Genomic DNA, 21,704 nt, shown 5'->3' with positions numbered 1-21,704 from the left:
GAACCACATGAAACTCGCAAATATCGATGCTGGCAAGTTGTTCGTCAGCAAGACCAACATGCGTCACGCCGAGAAGAACCCGGACGTGTCCGACATTCTCCCGTCGATCCGCGAACGCGGCGTCATCGTGCCGCTGGTCGTGCGCCCCGGCGAGCTTGAAGGCCAGCCCGGCATGTTTGGCATCGTCGCCGGACGCCGCCGCACCCACGCCAATAGCATCGCCCTGTCCGAAGGGATCGACCACGGCCCGCTGCCTTGCGCGATCCTTGAGGAAGGCGATGACGCCGCCGCGCTCGAAGCCTCGCTGATCGAGAATATCCAGCGCCTCGATCCCGACGAGGTATCGCAATGGGAGACGCTGACCCGGCTGATCCAGAAGGAAGGGCGCACGGTCGAACAGATCGGCCAGACCTTCGGCCTCACCGACCTCCATGTCCGCCGCGTCCTCGCGCTCGGCAATCTGCTGCCGCGTATCCGGGGACTCTACCGCAAGGGCGAGATCAACACCGCGACCATCCGTCATCTGACCCTCGCCAGCAAGGCGCAGCAAAAGGACTGGCTGGCGCTGCTGGACGATCCCGAGCAGCGCGCGCCGACCGGCGACCGGCTGAAAGCATGGCTGCTGGGCGGCGAGTCCATTTCGGTCAAGGCGGCGATCTTCCCGCTTGGCGACTATGGCGGCAAGATCGTCGGCGACCTGTTCGAACAGGACGGGTTTTTCGCTGACGCGGACAGCTTCTGGACCGCGCAGAACGAGGCGCTTGCGGCGAAGCGGGACGCCTATCTCGCGGACGGATGGGCCGATGTCGAGATCATGGAACCCGGCAGCTATTTCTACAGCTACGAGCATGAAAAGACCCCCAAGGCCAAGGGCGGCAAGGTCTATATTTCCGTGCGCCACAATGGCGAGGTGGAAGTCCATGAGGGCTGGCTGTCGGGCAAGGACGCCCGCAAGGCGCGTAGCGCGGAAGCGAAGGGGGCGACCACCGAGGCCGACCGGCAGGCGGCGCAAAACGCCCGCCCGGAAACCACCGGACCCTTGCAGACCTATATCGACCTGCACCGCCACGCCGCCGCGCGCGCCGGGCTGGCCGACCATCCCTCGGTCGCGCTGCGCTTGATGGCGGCCCATGCCATCACCGGCTCGCCGCTATGGTCGGTCAAGGTTGAGAAGCCCTTTTGCCGCAACGAGGCGATCACCGAAAGCGTCGAGGCGAGCGCGGCAGAGGCCCGCTTCGACGAGAAGCGCCGCGCGGTTCTCAAGCTGCTGGACTTCTCGCCCGAGGAACCGACCGTCGCGGGCGGCAACGGCAAGAGTGAGGGAACGGCGGCGGTGTTCGCGCGGCTGCTGGCGCTTGCCGACGCCGATGTCCTCGCCGTCATCTCCATCGTCATGGGCGAAACGATGGAGGCGGGCAGCGCCGTGGTCGAGGCCGTGGGCAGCTATCTCAAGGTGGATATGGCGACCCTCTGGACCCCCGACGATGTGCTGTTCGACCTGATCCGCGACCGGCAGGTGGCTAGTGCCATGCTTCGCGAGGTGGCGGGCAAGAAAGTCGCGGACGGCAATCTCACCGAGAAGGTCAAGACGCAGAAAGCCATCATCCGCGACCATCTTGCGGGTGCGAGCCAGCGGCCCAAGGTGGAAGGGTGGACGCCCAAATGGCTCCGTTTCCCCGCTACGAGCTATACCGCGCGCCCGTTTCCGACGCTGGCGAAATGGAAGCAGATCGAGCGGGATTTCAGGAAAGTGCCGCCACCGCAGCCGGTGGAGATCGCGCCGCCCGATCCCGCCGCGCGACCCGAACCCTACGCCATCGCGGCGTGACGAACCCGAAGGGGCGGCCCTGCCGCCCCTTCATCGCCTGAAAAAATCGTCGCCGCCCGCGCGCCCTTCGGGACTGCGCGGGCGGCGTTTTTCTGTTGCGCTCATCCGCTATAGTTGAAATTCAGGGGCCGTCCCCGCATCGCATAGGCGATCGACTATCCCTCCCGGAGCATTTCTTTCATGGCCGACGAGCACCGCGACCTCCTGACGACGCTCACCGTCGATATTGTGTCGGCTTTCGTATCGAACAACGCGGTTCGCAGCGACGATGTCGCGGGCCTCATCGCCTCCACCCATGCGGCCCTGGCCGCGCTCGGCGGCGCAGACGCCGCGTCAGTCGCGGCAGAACCGGAGCATGTTCCGGCCGTCACGGTGCGCAAGTCGCTGGCCGACCGCGACCGCATCGTCTCGATGATCGACGGCAAGCCCTATCGCAGCCTCAAGCGCCATCTCGGCGCGCACGGCCTGACGCCCGACGAATATCGCGCCCGCTACAAGCTGCCTGCCTCCTATCCGATGGTCGCGCCCGGCTATTCGGAAGCGCGGAGCGCGGTGGCGAAGAAGCTCGGGCTGGGCCGGAAACCGCGCGCCGTGACACCGTCGAAAGCCGTCGGGCCAGCCCGGAAGCCGCGCGCGAAGCTGGGCATCGTCACCTGATACAGGCATGACGCGCCGGGCCTTGGTGGTGTCGTCCAAATTGGCGTGGCCTCACGCGAAATTGGCCAGCGCGTCGGTGGCGAGAGCGGCGAGACGGGCGATAGGATCGCGGGGCTGTTGAACCAGCGCCTATGTCGCACGGGCTAGCGGTCCGGGCATCGGCAAGCGGTATCTCCCTCGGCTGTCAGATGAGGGCGCCACGATGGCGAGGATGGCGCGGCGATCGTATCCTGTTCTTCGCATATCGCGGTCAGGTCGGCGGTCAGGCTCGATATGGTGCAGGAATTTGCCTTTGCCCTAAGCGCCGGAAGCGCGAACCCGGCTGCTGCTGGTGGACCTATGGGCGGCCCCGGCCGACCACAACCGGGCGTGCCGCGGCTATTTTCCCCGCCGCGTGAACGCGGCTCCTCGCGCCCGCTTCGCTCCAAAATAGCCGCGCATCCCGGTCCTTCGCTTGTCGCTCCGGCCCTTCGGGTGCGGGCGTCCCGGTCAGCCCATTTCCGGTCCGCATCGCCGGGGATCGGCTCCGGCGAGCAAGCGAAAGGAAATCCCCATGTCCACTCTCGGTATCGTCTCGCGCAACCCGGAAACCAACGAAATGCGCGGCTCCATCGGCCTTCTCGGTCGCCGCAATCCGCTCGGCATCGAGATCATGCCCAACCCCGACAAGCGGGGCGAAAAGCAGCCCGACTTCCGCATCTGGAGCGGCCCCAACGACATCGGCGGCGGGTGGATCAAGAAGAACCGCGAGACCGGCAAGCCCTATATCTCGCTGCGCATCTTCCATCCGCAGATCGCGCCCTGGCCGATCTTCGCCAATCTCGGCCGCGCCGCCGGGCAGGACGATGACGATGTGCTGGCGCTGATCGTCAACGAGGCTGCCTGAACGCAGCGCCGCTTTCGCCCCCGCGCCGCGCCCGGCGCGGGGGCTTTCCTTCGGGTCGAAAAGCGATGGCCGCGCCTTCGACCCTGCCGCGCGATACGGCCGTCCCGCACTGTCCTTGCCGGTCGCTGACGGTCCCCCGCCGTCCGCGCATCAGGAGGATAGCCCCATGGAAGACGAGAATATCCGGGCGAGCCAGGCGCGCAAGGGAAGCCCGTTCCTGACCGCCAAACAGGCCGCCTATTTCCTTGGCCTACAGGTCAAGACGCTCACCAACATGCGGTGGAAAGGCAAGGGACCGCCCTATCGGCGGCACGGCGGACAGGTCCGCTATCATATCGACGAGCTGGAGCAATGGTCCCGCGAAAATGGCCGCAAGGGGAAGCGCAATGGATAAGCGCCCATCCTTTCCGCTGCTCGACTGGCAACCGCCGCTGGCGCGCGCGTCACGCCTTCGCCGCACTCCGATCCTCATCGCGGGCGGCCTCGGCCTCGCCATGCTCGGCCTCGCCGCCACGCTCGATTTCGCCGTGCTGCCCGCGCCGCGCGTGGTCTGGAATGCCTCGGCCAGTGCGCCCATAGGCTTCTGGCGCATCCATCCCGATGCGCGCATCCGCATCGGCGACATGGTGCTGGCAGTCACGCCCGCATCCGTCCGCCAGCTTGCCGCGCAGCGCCATTATCTGCCCGCCAATGTGCCGTTGCTGAAACGTGTCGCGGCCCGCGATGGCGACGAGGTTTGCGCGCTGGGGCAGGAGATATTCGTCAATGGGCGATGGATCGGCGAACGGCGCGTGGCTGACAGCCAAGGGCGTCCGCTCCCGTGGTGGACGGGCTGCGAGCATTTGCGCGGCGGGCGCCTATTCCTGCTGATGGACGCACCGGACTCGTTCGACGGGCGCTATTTCGGGCCGGTCGATGAGGCCGCTACGATCGGGAAGGCGACACCCTTATGGCTGCGCTGACCCGCTTCGCAGTCGCCTTGATGGTGTTCGCCGCGCCGATGGGCGTCGCTGCCGGTGATGCGCCGCCGACATCGAAGCCTGCGTTTTCGGCATCGCCCGCCGTCGAACGCTGGCGGCCCTATATCGCCGAAGCTTCCCTGCGTTTCGGTGTGCCGCAAGCGTGGATCGACGCCGTCATGCAGGCCGAAAGCGCAGGGCAAACGCATCGGGGTGGCCGGCCGATCACCAGTCATGCGGGCGCGATGGGCCTCATGCAGCTGATGCCCGGCACATGGGCGCAGATGCGGCGCGACCATGGTCTTGGTCCCGATCCGCACGATCCGCGCGACAATATCCTGGCGGGCACGGCCTACTTGCGCGCCATGCATGACGGCTTCGGCTATCCCGGATTGTTCGCCGCCTATAATGCCGGCCCGCGCCGCTATGCCGAACATTTGCGCACTGGCCGACCGCTTGCGGGCGAGACACGCGGCTATATCGCCCAGCTTGCGCGGGCACCGGCAACGCCGTCCATGCCGCCCGCGATGCTGTCGGGAACGCGCCTGTTCTTCACGCTCGGCCATGCAAATAATGCACCGGGCAATGCGAAATCCACCCCGAACAGCCATACCGAAATCGTCGATGGCGATGTGCGAAACGCACCGGAACAGCCAGCATCGAGCGGGCTGTTCGTGCCTTTGAACGATCCATCTGGAGGCGAGCGATGAGGGGCGCCGTGCGGATGGAAAGGGAAATATCCGCTCAAGGCAACCCAGTATCCGGCATGGATCGGACCGCCTCAAGGACGATAGTGCCCCCAATTTTGCCGCCGCCTCCGCTCCGCTGCGCTCCACTCCGGCAACGACAAAATCGGCACCCCCATCGCCGCTGGCGCGGCCGCTTCGCGGTCCTTGACCCGGCCCGCTCCATGCCGGGGGCGCCCTCCTGTCTTTTACGAGCAGGAGGAAATCATGGCTCTCGAACAGCATATCGAAGAACTGCGCGCCGAGCTTCGGAGCATCAACGACGCGACCGAAATCCGGCAGATCGAGGTCGAGTTGCAGGCCGCCCTGGTCGAGCTGGCGAGGTTGGAAACGGCAACGGGCTGATAGGCCACACGGCAGGCAGGAGTGACGCGATCGGCGCGTTGCTCCTGCTGTCGTGCTGCTCACGGATGGCGGATTTGCGTGGGTCGGGGCGTTTTGAAGCGGACAGAACGCGAAGTGCAAGATTAAAGCTCGATCCCGCAGGCGGGATCAAGTCATTGTCTGCACATCGTTATTTCACGAGACAGGCAAGCACGACCGCGAGACAGGGGTGCCCCAAGCCCTTGATAGTATTGGAGCGTGCGGGAGACAGGTCGCCGGGGAGCGCGGCGACATGCCCTGCCGATCTGGCGGGCGGCCGCCATGAGCGATGACGAGGATTTTACCCCCGATCTTGGCAAGCCGCGCGCGGGCGGAAGTCGGAAGGGCCGCACCTATCTTCAACGTGTGCTTCAGGCCCGAATGCTCGCGGGCGGCGCGCGGCGGTCGGGCCGGTCCTTCAACGGAACCCGGATCGCGCGCGGCACGGTGGCCGGGCGCCAACTCGCCAGCCGTGATCGCTTCTCCGGCTTTCGCCAGCGGCGCGTCATGGTCAAATACCGGATCGCCAAGTTCAACAAGCCGAACAGCATGGGCGCGGCCCGCGCGCACCTGCGCTATATCCAGCGTGACGGCGTGACCCGCGAGGGCGAACCGGGGCGGCTCTATTCGGCCGAGCAGGACAAGGCCGATGGCAAGGCGTTTCTCGAACGCTGCGACGGCGACCGCCATCAATTCCGCTTCATCGTGTCGCCGGAGGACGGCCAGAACTATGACGACCTCAAATCGCTCACCCGCCGTTTGATGACGCAGATGGAGCAGGACTTGGGGACGCGGCTCGATTGGGTTGCCGTCGATCATTTCAACACCGGCCACCCGCATACCCATATCGTCGTGCGCGGGAAGGACGAACGCGGGCAGGATCTGGTGATCGGCGGCGAGTATCTGACCGGCGGTATCCGCGAGCGCGCGGCCGAACTGGTGTCGCTCGACCTGGGACCGCGCACGGACATGGAGATCGCGGACCGGCTGCAAAACGAGATCGAGCAGGAACGTCTGACCAGCATCGACCGGCTTTTGCTGCGCGACATGGACGCGGGCCGGTTGGTGGATGCCGCCGACCGCGATCCCTTCTATCAGTCGCTCCGCGCAGGCCGTCTGCAAAAGCTGGGGCGGCTTGGTCTTGCCGACGAGATCGCGCTGGGCCGGTGGCAACTGGCCGAAGGCCTGGACGGCACCTTGAAACGCATGGGCGAGCGCGGTGACATCATCCGCACCATGCAGCGCGCCTTCACCGAACATGGTCTTGAGCGGGCGGCCGCCGATTACGCCATTGCCGATCCGGCCAGCATGAACCCGATCGTCGGGCGCGTCGTTGAGCGCGGGCTATCGGACGAACATGAAGACCGCCATTATCTCATCGTCGATAGCACGGACGGTCGCAGCCATTATGTCGATATAGGCAAGGGCGAGGCGACGGATTTTGTCCCGACTGGCGCGGTGGTGCGGATTGCCCCCAAGCCGATCGAGGCGCGCGCCGCCGATCGCACCGTTGCCGAGATCGCAGTGGCCAATGGCGGGCGCTACAGCATCGACATTCATTTGCGCCACGATCCCACGGCGCGGGAGGCGTTCGCGCAAACTCATGTCCGGCGGCTGGAGGCGATGCGGAAAGCGATGGCCCGAAGCGGCGGCGGCATTGAGCGCGAGCCGGACGGAACATGGATCATTGCCCCCGATCATTTGGAGAAGGCGGCTGCCTATGAGACAGGGCGTGCGAAGGATGCCCCCGTGATTGTCGATACGCTGTCTGCGATGCCGCTGGACCGGCAGGTTGGGAGCGACGGCGCGACCTGGCTTGACCGGGAGCTTGTCGCCGCCGATCCCGAACCGCTACGCGATGCCGGGTTCGGACGGGAGGTGCGCGCGGCACTCGCCCAGCGGCGGCAATGGCTCATGGCCGAAGGGCTGGCGGAGGAGGAACAGGGCCGCATCGTCTATCGCGCGAACCTGCTGGCGATATTGCGACGGCGCGAATTGAACCGCGTTGCCGGTCAGCTATCGGATGAGCTGGGGCTGTCCTATGCCGAAGCCAAGGCGGGCGAACGGATTGAGGGCATTTATCGCCGTCCCGTGGACCTGGCGTCGGGACGATATGCGCTGATCGAGAAGAGTCGGGAGTTCACACTGGTCCCATGGCGGCCGGTGCTGGATCACCACCTTGAGAAACAGGTGTCCGGCATCATGCGCGGCGACAGCATCAACTGGGCCATCGGACGCCAGCGCGGGCCGTCGATTTCGTGAGGTATAATGACTGGGACTAGGACACTCCGGAACGGCAGGATCGGATCACGGTTCGGGCGAAGCTGCCGTGCGTTCAGGTCGATATCGTCGCAAGTTACGTCGCACTTGCAAAATCTGGAAAATTCTGATCGAGCCTGTATGCTTTAAGGGCAGGAGACGGGGGAAAACGCGTTGGGTTCAGCTGAGGATGTCAAACGAGTCGCGGCGGAAGATGAGACCGTGCCGTCGGTTGAGGTGACCAGTGATTTCCCGCTGTTCGACGGACTACTGTCTGATCGCGCGTCGCAGCTTTCTGCCTATCGCCGCCGTCGATCGGCAGTGAACGAGCGGTCTGTCCATCCGGCTGACGTAGACGAGATGCTTGCTAAAGGCTGGGCAGTGTCTCGCGCGGGCAAGCGGCTTACCCGCATCAAACAGATCAAGCCTCACGATCAGATGCTTGAGGACCGGGCGTGGAGCCTTCTCCACCTGATGGGCTATGACGAAATAAACGAGACGGGCTTCACCATCAAATTTCGCCGGGCAGCAGGTTCGGTCGGCTCGAAGCAGATCGACGCCTTTGCCTGCGATGCCGAGACTGCTGTCATCATCGAATGTAAATCGCGCACGGATCGCGGCCGCCGATCCCTCCAGAAGGACATCGGCGAAACCGTCGCGCTTCAGCAATACATACGTCAGGCTATATTTACTCACTACGGCAGCAAGCCGAAGCCAAAGCTGATTTGGCTTTACGTGACCTCCAACATAATCTGGAGCGAGCCTGATATCGAGCGGGCGCGGGACGCCGGTATCTACATCGTTACGGAGAACGAGCTAAATTACTTCGAAGCGTTCCTCAAACACATGGGACCAGCTGGCCGCTATCAAATCTTGGGCGAGTTCCTGAAGGGGCAGAAGATCCCCGCCATGACCGGGACGAAAGTGCCCGCGATCCGCGGCACTCTCGGCGGCCAAAAATTCTATTCGTTCGTGATCTCTGCACGCAACCTCCTCAAGATAGCGTTCGTCAACCACCAGGCGCTGAACCATCCCGACGGGCGGCCCGCCTATCAACGCATGGTTTCCTCCAGCCGCGTCAAGGAAATTGGCGAGTTCATCAGCGAGAAGGGCGGCTTCTTTCCCACCAACCTGCTCATCAATTTCGTGGATTCTCCCCGGTTCGACCTTATCAATAACAAGGACAATACGGACCCCAGCACCAAGTTTGGCTGGTTGACGTTGCCGTCCGTCTACCGCTCGGCGTGGATCATCGACGGCCAGCACCGGCTGTACGGATATTCAGGCCTGAGTGACAAATATCTCGATCAGAGCCTCTTCGTGCTCGCCTTCGACAAGATGGACACATTCAAAGAAGCAGACCTCTTCATCACCATTAACCATAAGCAGAAGAGCGTTCCTAAAGGCCTGCTCGTCGCGTTGCTCGCCGACTTGCGGATGGGTGACGCCGATCCAAAGACAGCACTTTCGGCCTTGGCGTCGGCGGTCGTGCGAAGGCTAAACATCGATAAGAGCAGTCCCCTGTCTCTTCGGTTCGCAATGCCGGACGTCCCGCCGACACCGAGCCAAAATCTCACGATTTCCGAGGCGGTAAACGGCATCAACCGTTCGGGTCTGCTTGGTCGTGTCGTTCATGGCGCGATCGCCCCGGCCGCCTTTTCGGGCGGCACAGACGATGAAACGATCGAGCGCGCACGTCGAATCCTAAACGGCTATTTCGAAGCGTTGCGGTTAGCCAACCCGCAGCGCTGGGAGGCAGGACGCGCCGCGTTCGTGTGTGTGAACCCAGGCATCCGTGCGCACCTCATGCTGATCCCCGAGATCATCAGCTATCTCGCGCACAAGAAGAGCATCGATTTCCTGACGCTTTCAGAAGACGATTTTATCCAGGAACTGATCGACCTTGCTAAGCCGATATTCGACTATTTTCGCGATGCGGGCGACGAAGAGGTGAAAGAGAATTACTCCCGCAAGTTCGGCGAGGGCGGCGTCAAAGAGTATCTCTATAATCTTTGTGAGCTGATCATTGGAGAGAATCCGGACTTCGGTTCCGAAGAATTTAAGCGCTACATGGCGCAGAAAGAGTCCAACGTCATCGATGAAGCGAACCGCTTTATTATGGCGTTTTCCGAGACGCTGATGGACTGCGTCATCAAAATCCTCAAATCCCGTTATGGCGAGCGACGGACTGACTCCGGCGAACCGGCCTACTGGGAACTCGGCGTGACTAACCGCCGCGTGCTAGAAAATGCCTATAAGAAGCAGCTCGCGGACTCAGCCAGCCGACGCAAACCGAAAGAAGCATACTTGGATATCATCGACCTCAAAGAGATCGTCGAGGCATCCGACAACTGGCTCTTCTTCGAACCCACATTCAACGTGGCGCTGCCTGGCGAGAAGAAGGGTAGCAAAAAGTACCACACCGCTTGGATCGCGAAATTCTCGGAGATCCGGAATATTGCGGCGCACAAAAACTCGCTTCGCACATATACCGACGAGGACCTTGAATTTGTCGACTGGCTTAGGAGCGAGGTAGCGCCCCGAGTCGAACAGGAGCTCAAAGCCCTATAACTAGCCTCGGTCTCAAATGGGCCGGCGGCAAGTCGCACGTAATTGATGCCGCCTGAGAGCAAAGCTGGTGAACTCTAAAGCAGTGTGGGATGATGCTAAATTAGATATTTGCTGAAAACAGCGCCTCGGTCGTTTGCCCTCTTCGCGCGGTTTCGCTGGCTAAGACGCTCGCCCTAGCCACAGAGCGATAATCGCAGACATCTTCGTACAACTCGCGAACGGAGTCATGATCGGCATTCGTGACAACGACGGCCGCACCCCGTTCGATCGCGTCGGCCACGGCATCACGAAGCCGAATCTGGTCGTTCCAACTGAACAGATTCTCATTATATTTGATGAAGCCATTCATGTTGTGGCGAACGGTATAGGGCGGATCGACAAACAGAAAATCCCCCTGTTGCGCCTCTGAAACGGTTTCTTCAAAGTCACAGCAGCGAATTTCTGCGGCACGTAGCCGCTCCGATATACCGGCAAAGTCATCATGGTCGAAGACCACGGTGGACTTTGTCCCTATCGGCACGTTGAATACGCCCTTGAGATTTACGCGATACAGGCCATTCCAGCACGTCCGGTTGAGATACATCGTCCGCGCCGCTCTTTCGATCGCGGCTTCGGGAATAGAAGCTCGAACCTCGTAGTAGTAATCCTGGCTGTGTGCATCATGGTGGGTTCGCATCAGCCCCATCAGATCTTCGGGATGATCGCGGATGACGCAGTAAAGCTCGATCAGCTCAGAATTGATGTCTGACAGAATGGCCTGTTCTGGGCGCAAATGGAAAAAGATCGCGGCGCCACCCAGAAACGGTTCGATGTAGCGCTCGAATGTCGCGGGGCGGGGGAGCTGGTTCGAATTGGCGAGCCAGCGCTTGCCACCTGCCCATTTTAGGAATGGTTCAGTCATCTCGGTGGTCTTCGCGGGCTGGAGCCAAATAATACATCATGCGCACAGACTCCAAACACCAACACGCTCGGCTTCGTAGACCGTAGGGAGACCCTTGGCGCTCCGCACCATCCAGTCGTTCATTGATGTCGGCTCAGGATCGATGGAGTCGAGAAAATCGATCATCGCGAGTTCGACATCCGCCCAAAGATCTATTGGATCGGCGAGCGGATTTGCAGGTGACCAGAACCCACGAGCCTCCGCCCACGGATCGATCCAGGGACGTAGATCACCACCGGCGCAACTCACGCCAGCTTCCACAAGGGATGTATGCGTAAACGCCGTCGCCGCCCGAAGAAGCAGGAATGCTCTGGCGAGCATTTCAGTAGCTTGCGCGGGCTGAGTCCTGGTGTTCGCTCTCTGCAAAAGTTCTGGATTTCGTGGTTGCTGGGCGTTGGTCAGAAATTCTACAGAAGCGAGACCACGGATCGCCGCCGGAAGTTCATGATAGCGTGATGCGATCGCGCCGTTGGCATAATCCTGATTATTGGAGATCGTCCGGTGCTGCTTGAGCAGAAGCGATCGCAGAAGAAATCGGTCGAGATTATCGAAGCTCGATCCTGATGTGGGCTCAAACAGGTTCCAGAAGCCTTGCACGAACCGCAGCCCATCAGGCGCAATCGCTCCCAGCGGGTTCATCGCCTGGGGTGAGTAGCTGGAGATATTGCGATGTTTGTGTTCGTCTTTGCCGCGCCGCAGATCGACGCCCCAAGCCTCTATGAGGGTCGTCGCGGCACCCGTCGCGGGAATGCCTGGCCAGATCGCGTCGAGGCATTCCTTCAGAGATGTGCCGCGTATCTTGACCAGTTCAAGAAATGTGCGGGACGTGTGGGCACCAAGAGCCCATTCCTTCAAAGCCTCCCACACGATGTCATGGGTGCCCATGCCCGGACCATTCGGACGTCGCGGGGCAGATGTATCCAACCGGACGATGGCTCCAGCGGCCGTAACGACGAAATTGGTACGATTGAAGATACCGACGCCGAGATTTGACAGAATGCTAAGACCTGCGCGCAACTGGGCGTAATAAGCCAAATGGCGGGCGGCATGTCCATCTCCCGCGAGGACTGCCGACAAGGCGCGGGAGGCGTAGCTCCAGCCATCGATGCAATGATTTGGGCCTGCGGCAGCTACCGCTTCAATAGCCTGCGCCGCAGGGACAGAAGGCAACGTCCGCCAGTCAGGCAGTTGACCATCGCTTGCGGGATGCCCGGTCGGGCACCATTGATCCGGGACTTTATTGGCGAACGAAGCCAAAGCACCGAGCAAATGGCCGCGATCTGCGGTGTTGAGCACACCGGGAATGATACTCATTCTAGCCATTCGCAGCTAGAAGATCAGAGGCTACACGACCAACTGTAGTGTCGTCTTCCGCGATCGTTCGTAACACATCCTCCCGTAGAGCGGCATAGCCACCGCTGCCGCGATAGGACCGCTTACGCACCTCGACATCTTCGTCACCCTTGACTTCCGGTCCTTCGAGGGACCGCCAATCGAAGCACGCGAGGCCGTTTGCAAGTTCGACCATCCGAGCGCGAAAGGGCGCGTTGGCTATGCTGGTGAGGGCCGCGTCTACCTCTTCGGGAGAGGTTTCGTTCTCACTATGCTCAGGGAAAAGCCATCTATCCAAGCGCCATTGCGCCGCAGAGTCGTAGAAAATGTCATTCACGACTGTCAGAACCGCCCGGACCCCCTGATCCTGATTCAGCCAGGAGGATTTGTCGGTAAAGGCTCGGACGGCGTCCTTTTTATAAGCGCGGATCCAGAACTGGGTGTTGTTTCGCTCGATCGCCTCACGAAGATCGATCCATGTCTGGATCAGAAAAGCCGCCTGTTGCGGGCGGGTCCATTCCAAAGGTTCGCCGTCTTCGCCCAAGTTGGATTGGAACAGGCCGGGACGACCCTGGCCACGGCCTGTGCTCAAAAACGTGGTGAGCAGGGCGCGAACCCACGCCGCCTGGCTGACACCGCCGGCGCCGCGCTCGCCCAGCATGTTGATCCGCCCCTGCCAAGGACTCTTGGGATGGGAATAGACCAACTCGGTGAGCTCCTGCGCCCGTGCTTCGCGATAGACGGTGAGTTCGCCGACGCGATCGAGCCAATCCTGCGTGCGCAGTAAAGGATAAAGGTCAAATGCGTGGCTGGGGTTGATCCGCTTGGGCGAGACGTTGATCGACCAGAAAAGGTAGGCTTGCCAAGCGATATCAAGACCGTGGAATGCCACCACAGGAAGCTCAAAATCATCCGGAATGGCGAGATTGTCTTTGTCGGCATCGAATGCCCAAAGACGGTGCTGGCCATCGATGACTTCGAACGGCGCGAGACCGTCTTCTCCGAAATCTGTGTTATCAGGAAGATTGAGCGAGCAACGCGCACCATCTTCCTCCGTAATTGAGACGATATGCTCATTTTGCAGGGTTCGGCCGCGGCGCTCATCGCCGTCTACCAGGATGTTGATGACGATCGCCGTGGGCAACCATCCTGGCTTTCGGAGCGGAAGGGTCTCTTCCGTTTGCTGAGGTGGCTTCAGGTCTCCGTAGGGATAGCCGAAACGCACATAACGCTGAATCCGACCGGTGCGCGATGCATCGCGAAGCCGCTGAATACCTTCGGCCTCCGCGCCCTCGCGCTCTCGTTTATAGACGTCGCAGAGCTTCCGCAGCTCGGATGCGGCCATAGAGAACATGTAAAGGTGCTCAGGCGGCCGGCGCCTATGTGCGCTCTCGCTGAAATCGTAGGCATTCCAGTCATCCAGCCATTGCTTGAAACGCAACGCCGGTACGCTACGCGCCCCGTTTTCCTCGTGACCAGCCAAACTTAACCCCCTCAAAGCACGCCGATTCAAAATCACCGATGGAAGGCATGCCTAGCCGATCAGCTCGGATCCGTCATCTCCGAATGATTCGTCTACGTTGAGTGAACGTAAGATAGGCAATTCTAAGAAGACCTTCATGATTGACCAAAATCTCAAGAAGACCCTCAAAAACATAATTTTATAGCTCAGCTGAACGGTTGGGAGTTCATGACAGACGGCGCTCGCCACGAGATGTCCGCAATGCTGGCGAGATGGGGCGCCTGATCTTTAAGCAATGTAGGAACGTGTGTGTTTTCACCGAATTTGGCCACTGGCGATATGGCGACCGGTTGTCTTGGTCTGACGGCGCGAGCCTGTTAGGCTGGTTCCGCGCTGCGCAAAGGGCAGCGCCGGGACTGGTAACCCCGCCAACGAAGCAACTCGGAAATCTCGATTTCCGGGGTGCTGTCGTGCATGTCCAGACTTTCGGGTTAAAGTCTCTAGCTGCTGCCCCTCGGTGGAGGATATCCGGGGCTTGTTAGGCTATCTCATGATCTGCTTCTCCGTCGATCATTGCAAGTCCACATCATCCGTCCCGGAGTGCAACAGTCTCTTCGCGGTCGAGCGCCTTGGCTGGCCGTTGGGCCGATCGCCTGCCGCAGTATGGGCATTCACTTGCAAAGGGTGGAGCTTCAACAAACGTCACGAGGTTGTCGCCACCTCACCTTTAGACCCGAAGTCTCCGATCCCTCCGCCTCCCGGGAGGACTGTTTCGCCGCCATTGTGCGGCGAACCTGGTGTGATCCTGCGCCTATGCCGACAGCCTGCTCTGCATCAGCGCCCGATGCGCCGGCACGTCGGCCGCCTTGGCCATGAAGTGGGTGCCGTCGCGCCACAGGCTGAACATGATGATCGCCAGCTTCCGTGCGAGCGCGACCTTCGCCTTGTTGAAGCCGATCCGCTTGCTGAGCTTGAGGCCCCAGTCCTTGAGCGTGCTGAACGAGCGGGTGTTCGCCAGCATGACGGTCGCGGCGCCGACCAGATGCGTGCGGGTGAGCTGGTTGCCCATCTTGCTGATGCCGCCATGTGTCAGGCTCTCGCTCGACTGGTAGACGCGCGGGGTCAGGCCGAGATAGGCCGCGACGTCGTCGACATGCCGGAAGCGCGTCGGGTCCTCGATCGCGCTGTAGAACGACACGGCGGTGATCGTGCCGACGCCGGGGATCTCCATGAACCGCTTGCAGACCGGGTTCGACGCGGCCACCAGTTCCAGCTCGCGCTCGATGCGGTTGGCCTCGACGTAGAAGCCTTCGCACAGGTCGAGCAGCGGCAGGACGCGCGGCCGCAGATCCACGCCTTCAGTATCGGCGATCAGGCACATCTGGTCGATGGCGCGGCTACGATAGCTGGCCGCGGTCTCCGTTCCGCCCTCGATCCGCCCGCCATAGACCCGCACCAGACCGCGGATCATCGCCTCGGTCTCACGCCGCTGCTTCACCAGACGGTCGCGCATGGTGAGATAGGCTCTGATCTCGAAGCACAGGTTCGACTTGACGTAGACCTCGGTCAGATAGGCCCGGCCCGTCCGCGTGATCTCGGCAATGCCGCGCGCGTCGTTCGTGTCGGTTTTGTTCCGCTTGACCGACAGCACCCGATGCACCTGCCGCGCATCGAGCACCGCCACCTGGAAGCCCTGCGCGCGCAGCTCGGTCGCCAGATGCGGGGACAGGCTGCCGGTCTCCATCCCGATCAGCGTCACATGCGACTTGAAGTTCTTGCGAAGATACCGCCCCATCTCGGTGGCGTTACTCTTCATCGAGACCTGGTGAACAATCGCGCCGTCGCAATCGAGAACGCAGACCGCCGTGCTCTTGAACCCGATATCGAGACCTACCCAGAAGCGGGCCGCCGAAGGATCGGCCTCCGCCCGCTCCATCGCCGCTACATAGGACGGCGCCACGATCTTCTTCGACATGACCGACTCCTTTCTTGCCAATACCTGGCCAAAAAAGGATACCCTCGCGTCGCGAGCCGGGCAGCAGCTAAGCCACAAACGGCGGCGCATGTCGTTGGCATGTTACCAGCTCCGGCGGCTCCCGCGTTTGGCGCGCGGGAGTTCGGAGCTTTTGCACATCGTATCTTCCGATTGACCCAATTTGGTTGCAATTGTCTGGTCGGGGGCTTGCCATGGGCGAACTACCGGACTTCCTTGACGATGGTTACGATCCCGCCGCCGTTCGGAGACGCGTGGATCATCTTCCGTGCAAAGCTCAGCGGGACATCGAGCAGATTAGCCGGATACTGCGCGCTGCCTTCGGCTATGGCGAGGCAGACATGCCCGCTGCTGGCCGGATCGTCAGCATAAAGCTGATCGGTTTTTGCGCCGACCTAACCGCCGATAGCGGAACGATCGCAGGCTATGATTTCCGCATCACGGTGAACCTGCCTGAATGCGCCGATGAGGCGCATTGGCGCTTTGCGCGCAGGCTGATCGCGTCAGTGATCGGCGCGCGTCGCCCGGTGACGCTGACGGTCGATGTATCAGCCGATTCGACAGGGATCATCCTCTACGATGCGAAGACCGACTTGCCGATCAGCGCGCGCGAATTGTCCTTCCGCCCATAGTTTCGCGTCCTCGCTACGAGGACCGGGAGGGACATTCGAGGATGTTTGAGGACCATCAGGGGTATCACGTCGGATCCCTGATCTGACCCAGCTTTCGCTTCGTTCGCGCCGCCTGTCGCGGCCCGCGAGTCGGAGCCAGCATCATGACCCCCACCAAACTGCTCGTCGGGCAGATTTTCGTCGTTTTCGCCATCGTCATCCTGGGCGTGTGGGCCGCAACGCAATGGGCCGCGTCGATGCTTGGCTATCAGGCGCAGCTTGGCCTGCCCTGGATCATCGTCCTCGACATTCCGATTTATCGGCCCTGGGACCTGTTCCGCTGGTGGTATCATTTCGAGGCCTATGCCCCGCAGGTGTTCGACAAGGCCGGGATGCTGGCCGGGGCCAGCGGCTTTCTCGGCTGCGCGGCGGCGATCATCGGTTCGCTCTGGCGCGCGCGGCAGAACCGCAATGTCACCACCTATGGTTCCTCGCGCTGGGCTTCGCGCACCGAGATCTCCAAGGCGGGCCTGTTCCATGACGCGGGCGTCTTCCTCGGCCGCTATCGCGCCGACTATCTGCGCCATGACGGGCCGGAGCATGTCATGGCTTTCGCGCCGACAAGGAGCGGCAAGGGCGTCGGGCTGGTCGTGCCAACCTTGCTTTCCTGGACCGGCAGCGCGGTCGTTCACGACATCAAGGGCGAGAACTGGACACTGACCGCCGGCTGGCGCTCGCGCTTCTCGCATTGCCTGTTGTTCAACCCGACCGATCCGCGTTCGGCGCGCTACAATCCGCTGCTAGAAGTTCGCAAAGGCCCCGATGAGGTCCGCGACGTTCAGAATATCGCGGACATTTTGGTCGACCCCGAAGGGGCGCTGGAGCGTCGTTCGCACTGGGAAAAGACGAGCCATTCGCTGCTGGTAGGGGCGATCCTCCACGTTCTCTACGCGGAGGAAGAAAAGACGCTGGCGCGCGTCGCCACCTTCCTGTCCGATCCCCAGCGGAGTTTCGCCCACACGCTGCGCCGGATGATGGCAACCAATCATCTCGGGACGAAAGAGCATCCGCAGGTCCATCCGGTCGTCGCCAGCGCGGCGCGCGAGGTGCTGAACAAGTCCGAGAACGAAAGGTCGGGCGTCCTTTCCACCGCGATGTCATTCCTTGGTCTCTACCGTGACCCCACGGTGGCACAGACCACGGCGGCCTGCGACTGGCGCATTGCCGATCTTGTCGATGCCAAGTCGCCGGTATCGCTCTACCTGGTCATTCCGCCGTCGGACATTTCGCGCACCAAGCCGCTGGTCCGCCTGATCCTGAACCAGATCGGCCGCCGCCTGACCGAACGGCTCGAAGGCGATCCGAAGAAAAGCCGCAAGCATCAACTGCTGATGATGCTGGACGAGTTTCCGGCGCTCGGCCGTCTGGACTTCTTCGAGACGGCGCTCGCCTTCATGGCCGGCTACGGCATCCGCGCCTATTTGATCGCGCAGTCGCTCAACCAGATTTCGAAGGCTTATGGCGAGAACAACGCCATCCTCGACAACTGCCACGTCCGCATCGCGTTCAGCTCGAACGACGAGCGGACCGCCAAGCGGATCAGCGATGCGCTTGGCACTGCCACCGAATTGCGCGCGCAGCGCAACTATGCGGGCCATCGCCTCGCGCCGTGGCTGTCACACGTCATGGTCAGCCGTCAGGAGACCGCTCGCCCGCTGCTGACCCCCGGCGAGGTCATGCAGCTACCGTCCGCCGACGAGCTTGTGCTTGTCTCCGGCCTCGCGCCGATCCGGGCGAAGAAACTGCGCTACTTCGAGGACCGCAACTTCACGTCGCGCGTGCTGCCGCCGCCCAGCCTCGACAGCGGCGATGGCGTCTATGTCGATCGTCCCAGCCCGCGCCCCGACGACTGGGGCAGCGAAGTGCGCGGCCTGCATGAAGGACTGACCGCCGCCGCCGAAGCGGAAGGCGCGGCCTTCGATGAAGAAGCGGAAGGCGGTTTGCAGCAGCAGCGCCATCCCGGCCTTCCCGAAGAACAGGCCCAAAAGCCGGTCGAGCGCGAGCAGGACGCCGCGCCCGGCGACGATGACGACAGCGATCCGGCCGCCGACCGGCGCGCGATGACCAGCCTCAGCAATGTCGCCCGCGCCGTCGCGATGAACGAGGGCAAGCAGCGCGGCAGCGACATCCTTCCCAGCTTTGGAGGGGACAGGTGATGCGGAACCGCGACAAGATACGTTATCAGCTTTTCCTTGAGCCGAAGCTGGCCGAGCGGCTGGAAGAAATGGCCGCCAAGCCCGGCGTCGCGCGCTCCGACATATTGGTGGCCGCGCTTGACGCCTGGGTGACCCGGCAGGGCAGTCACGAACTGGACGACCGTTTCGGCGGACGGCTGGATCGAATGAGCCTCCAGCTTGGCCGCCTCAATCGCGACGTTCAGGTTCTGTTGGAAAGCCTCTCGCTCTTCGTCCACCAGCAACATTGCCTGACCGCGCAGCTTCCCGAACCTGACGCCGCCGCGCGAGCCATTGGCCGTGATCGCTTCGACAGGTTCATAGCGCAGATCGGCCGCCAGATGGTCGCAGGCCCCAAGCCTCTCACGCATGCGAGCGAGGCCCGCCCATGAGCGGTTTTGTCAATGCGACAGCGCAGGGCCGCCGCCACGCCATGCTGCGAACGGCGATGGGGCCGCAGATCGCGGCTGCGCTGGCCGACCCCCTTGTCATCGAGATCATGGTGAACCCGGACGGCGCGCTTCGGCTGGACCGGCTGGGGCAAGGCCGCGTCGATACCGGTGCGCGGCTGGAAGCGGCCGAAGCCGAACGCATCATCCGGCTTGTCGCCTCCCATGTCCGCGCCGAGGTCCATGCCGGTGCGCCGATCGTCAGCGCCGAGCTTCCCGAAGGCGGCGAACGGTTCGAGGGGCTGTTGCCACCTGTATCGGCCGCGCCCTGTTTTTCGATCAGGAAGCCAGCGGCGCGCATCCATCGGCTCATTGATTATGTGGCGGACGGCATCATGCGCGCCGAAGTCGCGCTGACGCTGTCGATGGCCGTGGTCGATCGCAGGAACATCCTGGTCGCGGGCGGAACGTCATCCGGCAAGACCACGCTGGCCAACGCGCTTTTGAATGAGATGGCGACGCTCGACGAGCGCGTCATCATCATCGAGGACACGCGCGAGCTTCAATGCGCCGCGCCCGATACCGTCGCGCTCAGGACCAAACACGGCGTCGTCGGCATGACCGATCTTGTCCGCTCTACGCTGCGCCTGCGCCCGGACCGGATCATCGTCGGCGAGGTGCGCGGGCCGGAAGCGCTCGACATGCTCAAAGCCTGGAACACCGGGCATCCGGGCGGCATCGCCACCGTCCACGCCAATAGCGCGCGATCCGCGCTCTACCGGATCGAGCAGCTTGTGTCCGAGGGCGTCGTTACCGTGCCCCGCCGCCTGATCGCGGACGCGATCGACATGGTGGTGTTCATCTCCGGCCGGGGAACCGGCCGCAGGATCGAGAGCGTGGCCGAGGTCCGCGGTCTCGACAGCGACGGCGATTACGCCGTCACCGACCTCGCCATCCCCACCAGCTCAGGAGATTGACCCCATGAACACCACAATCACGTCTGCCGCCCGTCGCTCCCGCGACCGGCTGCTGTTTCTCGCCACCGCCTCCGTGCTGATACCGGCTTCCGCCTTGGCGTCGGGATCGGGCATGCCCTGGGAAGAGCCGCTGCAACAGGTGCTCGAATCCGTTCAGGGTCCGGTCGCCAAGATCGTCGCCGTCATCATCATTATCACCACCGGCCTGGCGCTGGCCTTCGGCGAGACGAGCGGCGGTTTCCGCAAGCTGATCCAGATCGTGTTCGGTCTCAGCATCGCCTTTGCCGCGTCCAGCTTCTTCCTCAGCTTCTTCAGCTTCGGCGGGGGAGCGCTGGTCTGATGGCGGGAACCAGTTCCATCGCGTCGGGCGGCTATGGCGCCGGCCATATCGACGGCTTCGAGGTGCCGCTTCACCGTGCGCTCACCGAGCCGATTCTGCTGGGCGGCGCGCCGCGCGGCATCGCGATCCTGAACGGCACGCTGGCCGCCGCGATGGGGCTGGGTCTCCAGCAATGGATTGCCGGGCTTTTGCTCTGGCTCGCCGGACACAGCCTCGCGGTGTTCGCCGCCAAGCGCGACCCGGATTTCGCGTCCGTGATCGCCCGTCACCTTCGCCAGCGGGAATACCTCACATGCTGAACTTGCACGAATATCGCAATGCCGCCGATCGGCTGGCCGATCATCTGCCCTGGGCGGCGCTGGTCGCGCCGGGCGTGGTTTTGAACAAGGACGGCTCGTTCCAGCGCACCTTCCGTTTTCGCGGACCCGACCTGGAATCCGCGACCGAAGCCGAACTGATTTCGGTCTGCGCTCGCGCCAATAATGCCCTTCGTAGGCTGGGGAGCGGCTGGGCGCTGTTCTTCGATGCCGAGCGGATCGAGGCGCTGGACTATCCTGAAAGCGCCTTTCTCGATCCCGCGTCCTGGCTGGTGGAGGAGGAACGGCGGGCGAATTTCGACGGCCGCAAGGGCCAGCATTTCGAGAGCCGCTATCATCTGACCATCTGCTACCTGCCGCCCGCCGATCAGGTCAGCCGGGCGGAACGCGCGCTATTGGAGCGGGATGTTCCACAAGAGGGGCGTGACTGGCGGCAGGAGTTGCGCGCCTTCATCGCGGAAACCGAGCGGCTATCGGATCTTCTGACCGGCATCATGCCGGAGGTCCGCGCGCTGGACGACCGCGAGACGCTGACCTTCCTGCACGGCTGCATTTCGACCAAGCGGCATCCCGTCGCCACGCCCGACACGCCGATGTATCTGGACGGCCTGTTGGTCGATACGCCGCTGTCTGGCGGCATCGAACCGATGCTGGGCGATAGTCATCTTCGCACGGTAACGGTAATGGGATTTCCGGGCGCCACGCGGCCCGGAATCCTCGACGCGCTCAACCATCAGGATTTCGCCTATCGCTGGACCACGCGCTTCATCGCGCTCGACAAGACCGCCGCGAATAAGACGCTGACCCGCATCCGCCGTCAGTGGTTCAACAAGCGCAAGT

At 62.5% G+C, this 21,704-nt stretch carries 19 protein-coding genes and 1 pseudogene; 16 read left to right on the top strand and 4 right to left on the bottom strand.

What is annotated here, in order from left to right; all coding sequences use genetic code 11:
* Nucleotides 1-7 precede the first annotated feature (7 nt).
* The 9 genes from LH128_RS15100 (at nucleotide 8) to LH128_RS15065 (ending at nucleotide 10,269) form a co-directional block, all read left to right on the top strand.
* Nucleotides 8-1,828, top strand: coding sequence for a ParB/RepB/Spo0J family partition protein (locus tag LH128_RS15100; protein ID WP_008830518.1), 1,821 nt, complete (start codon nucleotides 8-10; stop codon nucleotides 1,826-1,828).
* Between the two features lie 180 nt (nucleotides 1,829-2,008).
* A complete protein-coding gene (locus tag LH128_RS15095) occupies nucleotides 2,009-2,485 on the top strand; it encodes a MucR family transcriptional regulator (protein ID WP_008830517.1) in 477 nt (158 codons plus the stop codon).
* Between the two features lie 553 nt (nucleotides 2,486-3,038).
* Entirely contained in the window at nucleotides 3,039-3,371 is a 333-nt protein-coding gene (locus LH128_RS15090; protein ID WP_008830516.1) for a DUF736 family protein, read from the top strand.
* Nucleotides 3,372-3,537: 166 nt separating this feature from the next.
* Entirely contained in the window at nucleotides 3,538-3,765 is a 228-nt protein-coding gene (locus LH128_RS15085) for a helix-turn-helix domain-containing protein (RefSeq protein WP_008830515.1), read from the top strand.
* Nucleotides 3,758-4,333, top strand: a complete 576-nt coding sequence (locus tag LH128_RS15080; protein ID WP_008830514.1) for a S26 family signal peptidase — start codon at nucleotides 3,758-3,760, stop codon at nucleotides 4,331-4,333. The genes LH128_RS15085 and LH128_RS15080 overlap by 8 nt, the downstream gene beginning before the upstream one ends.
* A complete protein-coding gene (locus LH128_RS15075; protein WP_008830513.1) occupies nucleotides 4,321-5,040 on the top strand; it encodes a lytic transglycosylase domain-containing protein in 720 nt (239 codons plus the stop codon). The genes LH128_RS15080 and LH128_RS15075 overlap by 13 nt, the downstream gene beginning before the upstream one ends.
* Before the next feature lie 243 nt (nucleotides 5,041-5,283).
* Nucleotides 5,284-5,421 carry a hypothetical protein gene (locus LH128_RS33445; RefSeq protein ID WP_008830512.1) on the top strand — a complete coding sequence of 46 codons (138 nt, stop codon included), beginning with the start codon at nucleotides 5,284-5,286 and terminating at the stop codon, nucleotides 5,419-5,421.
* 300 nt (nucleotides 5,422-5,721) lie between these two features.
* On the top strand, nucleotides 5,722-7,701 hold the full coding sequence (gene rlxS, locus LH128_RS15070) for a relaxase/mobilization nuclease RlxS (protein ID WP_008830511.1): 1,980 nt from the start codon (nucleotides 5,722-5,724) through the stop codon (nucleotides 7,699-7,701).
* A gap of 171 nt (nucleotides 7,702-7,872) precedes the next feature.
* A complete protein-coding gene (locus LH128_RS15065) occupies nucleotides 7,873-10,269 on the top strand; it encodes a DGQHR domain-containing protein (protein ID WP_172705060.1) in 2,397 nt (798 codons plus the stop codon).
* A 100-nt stretch (nucleotides 10,270-10,369) separates the two neighbouring features.
* Here LH128_RS15065 and LH128_RS15060 read toward each other — a convergent pair whose 3' ends face one another.
* The 4 genes from LH128_RS15060 to LH128_RS15045 form a co-directional block, all read right to left on the bottom strand.
* Nucleotides 10,370-11,170, bottom strand: a complete 801-nt coding sequence (locus LH128_RS15060; RefSeq protein ID WP_008830509.1) for a DNA adenine methylase — start codon at nucleotides 11,168-11,170, stop codon at nucleotides 10,370-10,372.
* A gap of 36 nt (nucleotides 11,171-11,206) precedes the next feature.
* Nucleotides 11,207-12,523 carry a hypothetical protein gene (locus LH128_RS15055; protein ID WP_172705059.1) on the bottom strand — a complete coding sequence of 439 codons (1,317 nt, stop codon included), beginning with the start codon at nucleotides 12,521-12,523 and terminating at the stop codon, nucleotides 11,207-11,209.
* Between the two features lies 1 nt (nucleotide 12,524).
* Nucleotides 12,525-14,024, bottom strand: a complete 1,500-nt coding sequence (locus tag LH128_RS15050; RefSeq protein WP_172705058.1) for a DGQHR domain-containing protein — start codon at nucleotides 14,022-14,024, stop codon at nucleotides 12,525-12,527.
* 790 nt (nucleotides 14,025-14,814) lie between these two features.
* Nucleotides 14,815-15,978, bottom strand: a complete 1,164-nt coding sequence (locus tag LH128_RS15045; protein WP_008830506.1) for an IS110 family transposase — start codon at nucleotides 15,976-15,978, stop codon at nucleotides 14,815-14,817.
* A gap of 212 nt (nucleotides 15,979-16,190) precedes the next feature.
* On the opposite strand from LH128_RS15045, the gene LH128_RS15040 reads away from it, so the two are divergent.
* The 7 genes and pseudogenes from LH128_RS15040 to LH128_RS15010 form a co-directional block, all read left to right on the top strand.
* Complete coding sequence (locus LH128_RS15040; protein ID WP_008830505.1) at nucleotides 16,191-16,628, top strand: hypothetical protein; 438 nt, start codon at nucleotides 16,191-16,193, stop codon at nucleotides 16,626-16,628.
* 143 nt (nucleotides 16,629-16,771) lie between these two features.
* The gene (locus LH128_RS15035) at nucleotides 16,772-18,823 is read left to right on the top strand and encodes a conjugal transfer protein TraG (protein ID WP_008830504.1); all 2,052 of its coding nucleotides are present in this window, start codon (nucleotides 16,772-16,774) and stop codon (nucleotides 18,821-18,823) included.
* Nucleotides 18,823-19,233, top strand: a complete 411-nt coding sequence (locus tag LH128_RS15030) for a hypothetical protein (RefSeq protein ID WP_008830503.1) — start codon at nucleotides 18,823-18,825, stop codon at nucleotides 19,231-19,233. The genes LH128_RS15035 and LH128_RS15030 overlap by 1 nt, the downstream gene beginning before the upstream one ends.
* A complete protein-coding gene (trbB, locus tag LH128_RS15025; RefSeq protein ID WP_008830502.1) occupies nucleotides 19,230-20,207 on the top strand; it encodes a P-type conjugative transfer ATPase TrbB in 978 nt (325 codons plus the stop codon). The genes LH128_RS15030 and trbB overlap by 4 nt, the downstream gene beginning before the upstream one ends.
* Before the next feature lie 4 nt (nucleotides 20,208-20,211).
* Nucleotides 20,212-20,547, top strand: coding sequence for a TrbC/VirB2 family protein (locus LH128_RS15020; RefSeq protein WP_008830501.1), 336 nt, complete (start codon nucleotides 20,212-20,214; stop codon nucleotides 20,545-20,547).
* Nucleotides 20,547-20,846: a VirB3 family type IV secretion system protein gene (locus LH128_RS15015; protein ID WP_008830500.1), complete on the top strand. Its 300-nt coding sequence runs from the start codon at nucleotides 20,547-20,549 to the stop codon at nucleotides 20,844-20,846. The genes LH128_RS15020 and LH128_RS15015 overlap by 1 nt, the downstream gene beginning before the upstream one ends.
* A pseudogene (locus tag LH128_RS15010) lies at nucleotides 20,840-21,704 on the top strand (conjugal transfer protein TrbE); the annotation flags it as partial. The gene LH128_RS15015 and the pseudogene LH128_RS15010, both read left to right, overlap by 7 nt.

Origin of the sequence: Sphingomonas sp. LH128, from assembly GCF_000293195.2 — a bacterium.
Lineage (GTDB): Bacteria > Pseudomonadota > Alphaproteobacteria > Sphingomonadales > Sphingomonadaceae > Novosphingobium > Novosphingobium resinovorum_A.
The sequence above is the reverse complement of the archived record's forward strand: the minus strand, read 5'-3'. Positions and strand labels throughout refer to the sequence as shown.

Bases quoted from the DNA above. Each gene is read 5' to 3' on its own strand.
- LH128_RS15100 (WP_008830518.1), top strand. From the start codon at position 8: ATGAAACTCGCAAATATCGATGCTGGCAAGTTGTTCGTCAGCAAGACC.
- LH128_RS15095 (WP_008830517.1), top strand. From the start codon at position 2,009: ATGGCCGACGAGCACCGCGACCTCCTGACGACGCTCACCGTCGATATT.
- LH128_RS15090 (WP_008830516.1), top strand. From the start codon at position 3,039: ATGTCCACTCTCGGTATCGTCTCGCGCAACCCGGAAACCAACGAAATG.
- LH128_RS15085 (WP_008830515.1), top strand. From the start codon at position 3,538: ATGGAAGACGAGAATATCCGGGCGAGCCAGGCGCGCAAGGGAAGCCCG.
- LH128_RS15080 (WP_008830514.1), top strand. From the start codon at position 3,758: ATGGATAAGCGCCCATCCTTTCCGCTGCTCGACTGGCAACCGCCGCTG.
- LH128_RS15075 (WP_008830513.1), top strand. From the start codon at position 4,321: ATGGCTGCGCTGACCCGCTTCGCAGTCGCCTTGATGGTGTTCGCCGCG.
- LH128_RS33445 (WP_008830512.1), top strand. From the start codon at position 5,284: ATGGCTCTCGAACAGCATATCGAAGAACTGCGCGCCGAGCTTCGGAGC.
- rlxS (WP_008830511.1), top strand. From the start codon at position 5,722: ATGAGCGATGACGAGGATTTTACCCCCGATCTTGGCAAGCCGCGCGCG.
- LH128_RS15060 (WP_008830509.1), bottom strand. From the start codon at position 11,170: ATGACTGAACCATTCCTAAAATGGGCAGGTGGCAAGCGCTGGCTCGCC.
- LH128_RS15055 (WP_172705059.1), bottom strand. From the start codon at position 12,523: ATGAGTATCATTCCCGGTGTGCTCAACACCGCAGATCGCGGCCATTTG.
- LH128_RS15045 (WP_008830506.1), bottom strand. From the start codon at position 15,978: ATGTCGAAGAAGATCGTGGCGCCGTCCTATGTAGCGGCGATGGAGCGG.
- LH128_RS15040 (WP_008830505.1), top strand. From the start codon at position 16,191: ATGGGCGAACTACCGGACTTCCTTGACGATGGTTACGATCCCGCCGCC.
- LH128_RS15035 (WP_008830504.1), top strand. From the start codon at position 16,772: ATGACCCCCACCAAACTGCTCGTCGGGCAGATTTTCGTCGTTTTCGCC.
- LH128_RS15030 (WP_008830503.1), top strand. From the start codon at position 18,823: ATGCGGAACCGCGACAAGATACGTTATCAGCTTTTCCTTGAGCCGAAG.
- trbB (WP_008830502.1), top strand. From the start codon at position 19,230: ATGAGCGGTTTTGTCAATGCGACAGCGCAGGGCCGCCGCCACGCCATG.
- LH128_RS15020 (WP_008830501.1), top strand. From the start codon at position 20,212: ATGAACACCACAATCACGTCTGCCGCCCGTCGCTCCCGCGACCGGCTG.
- LH128_RS15015 (WP_008830500.1), top strand. From the start codon at position 20,547: ATGGCGGGAACCAGTTCCATCGCGTCGGGCGGCTATGGCGCCGGCCAT.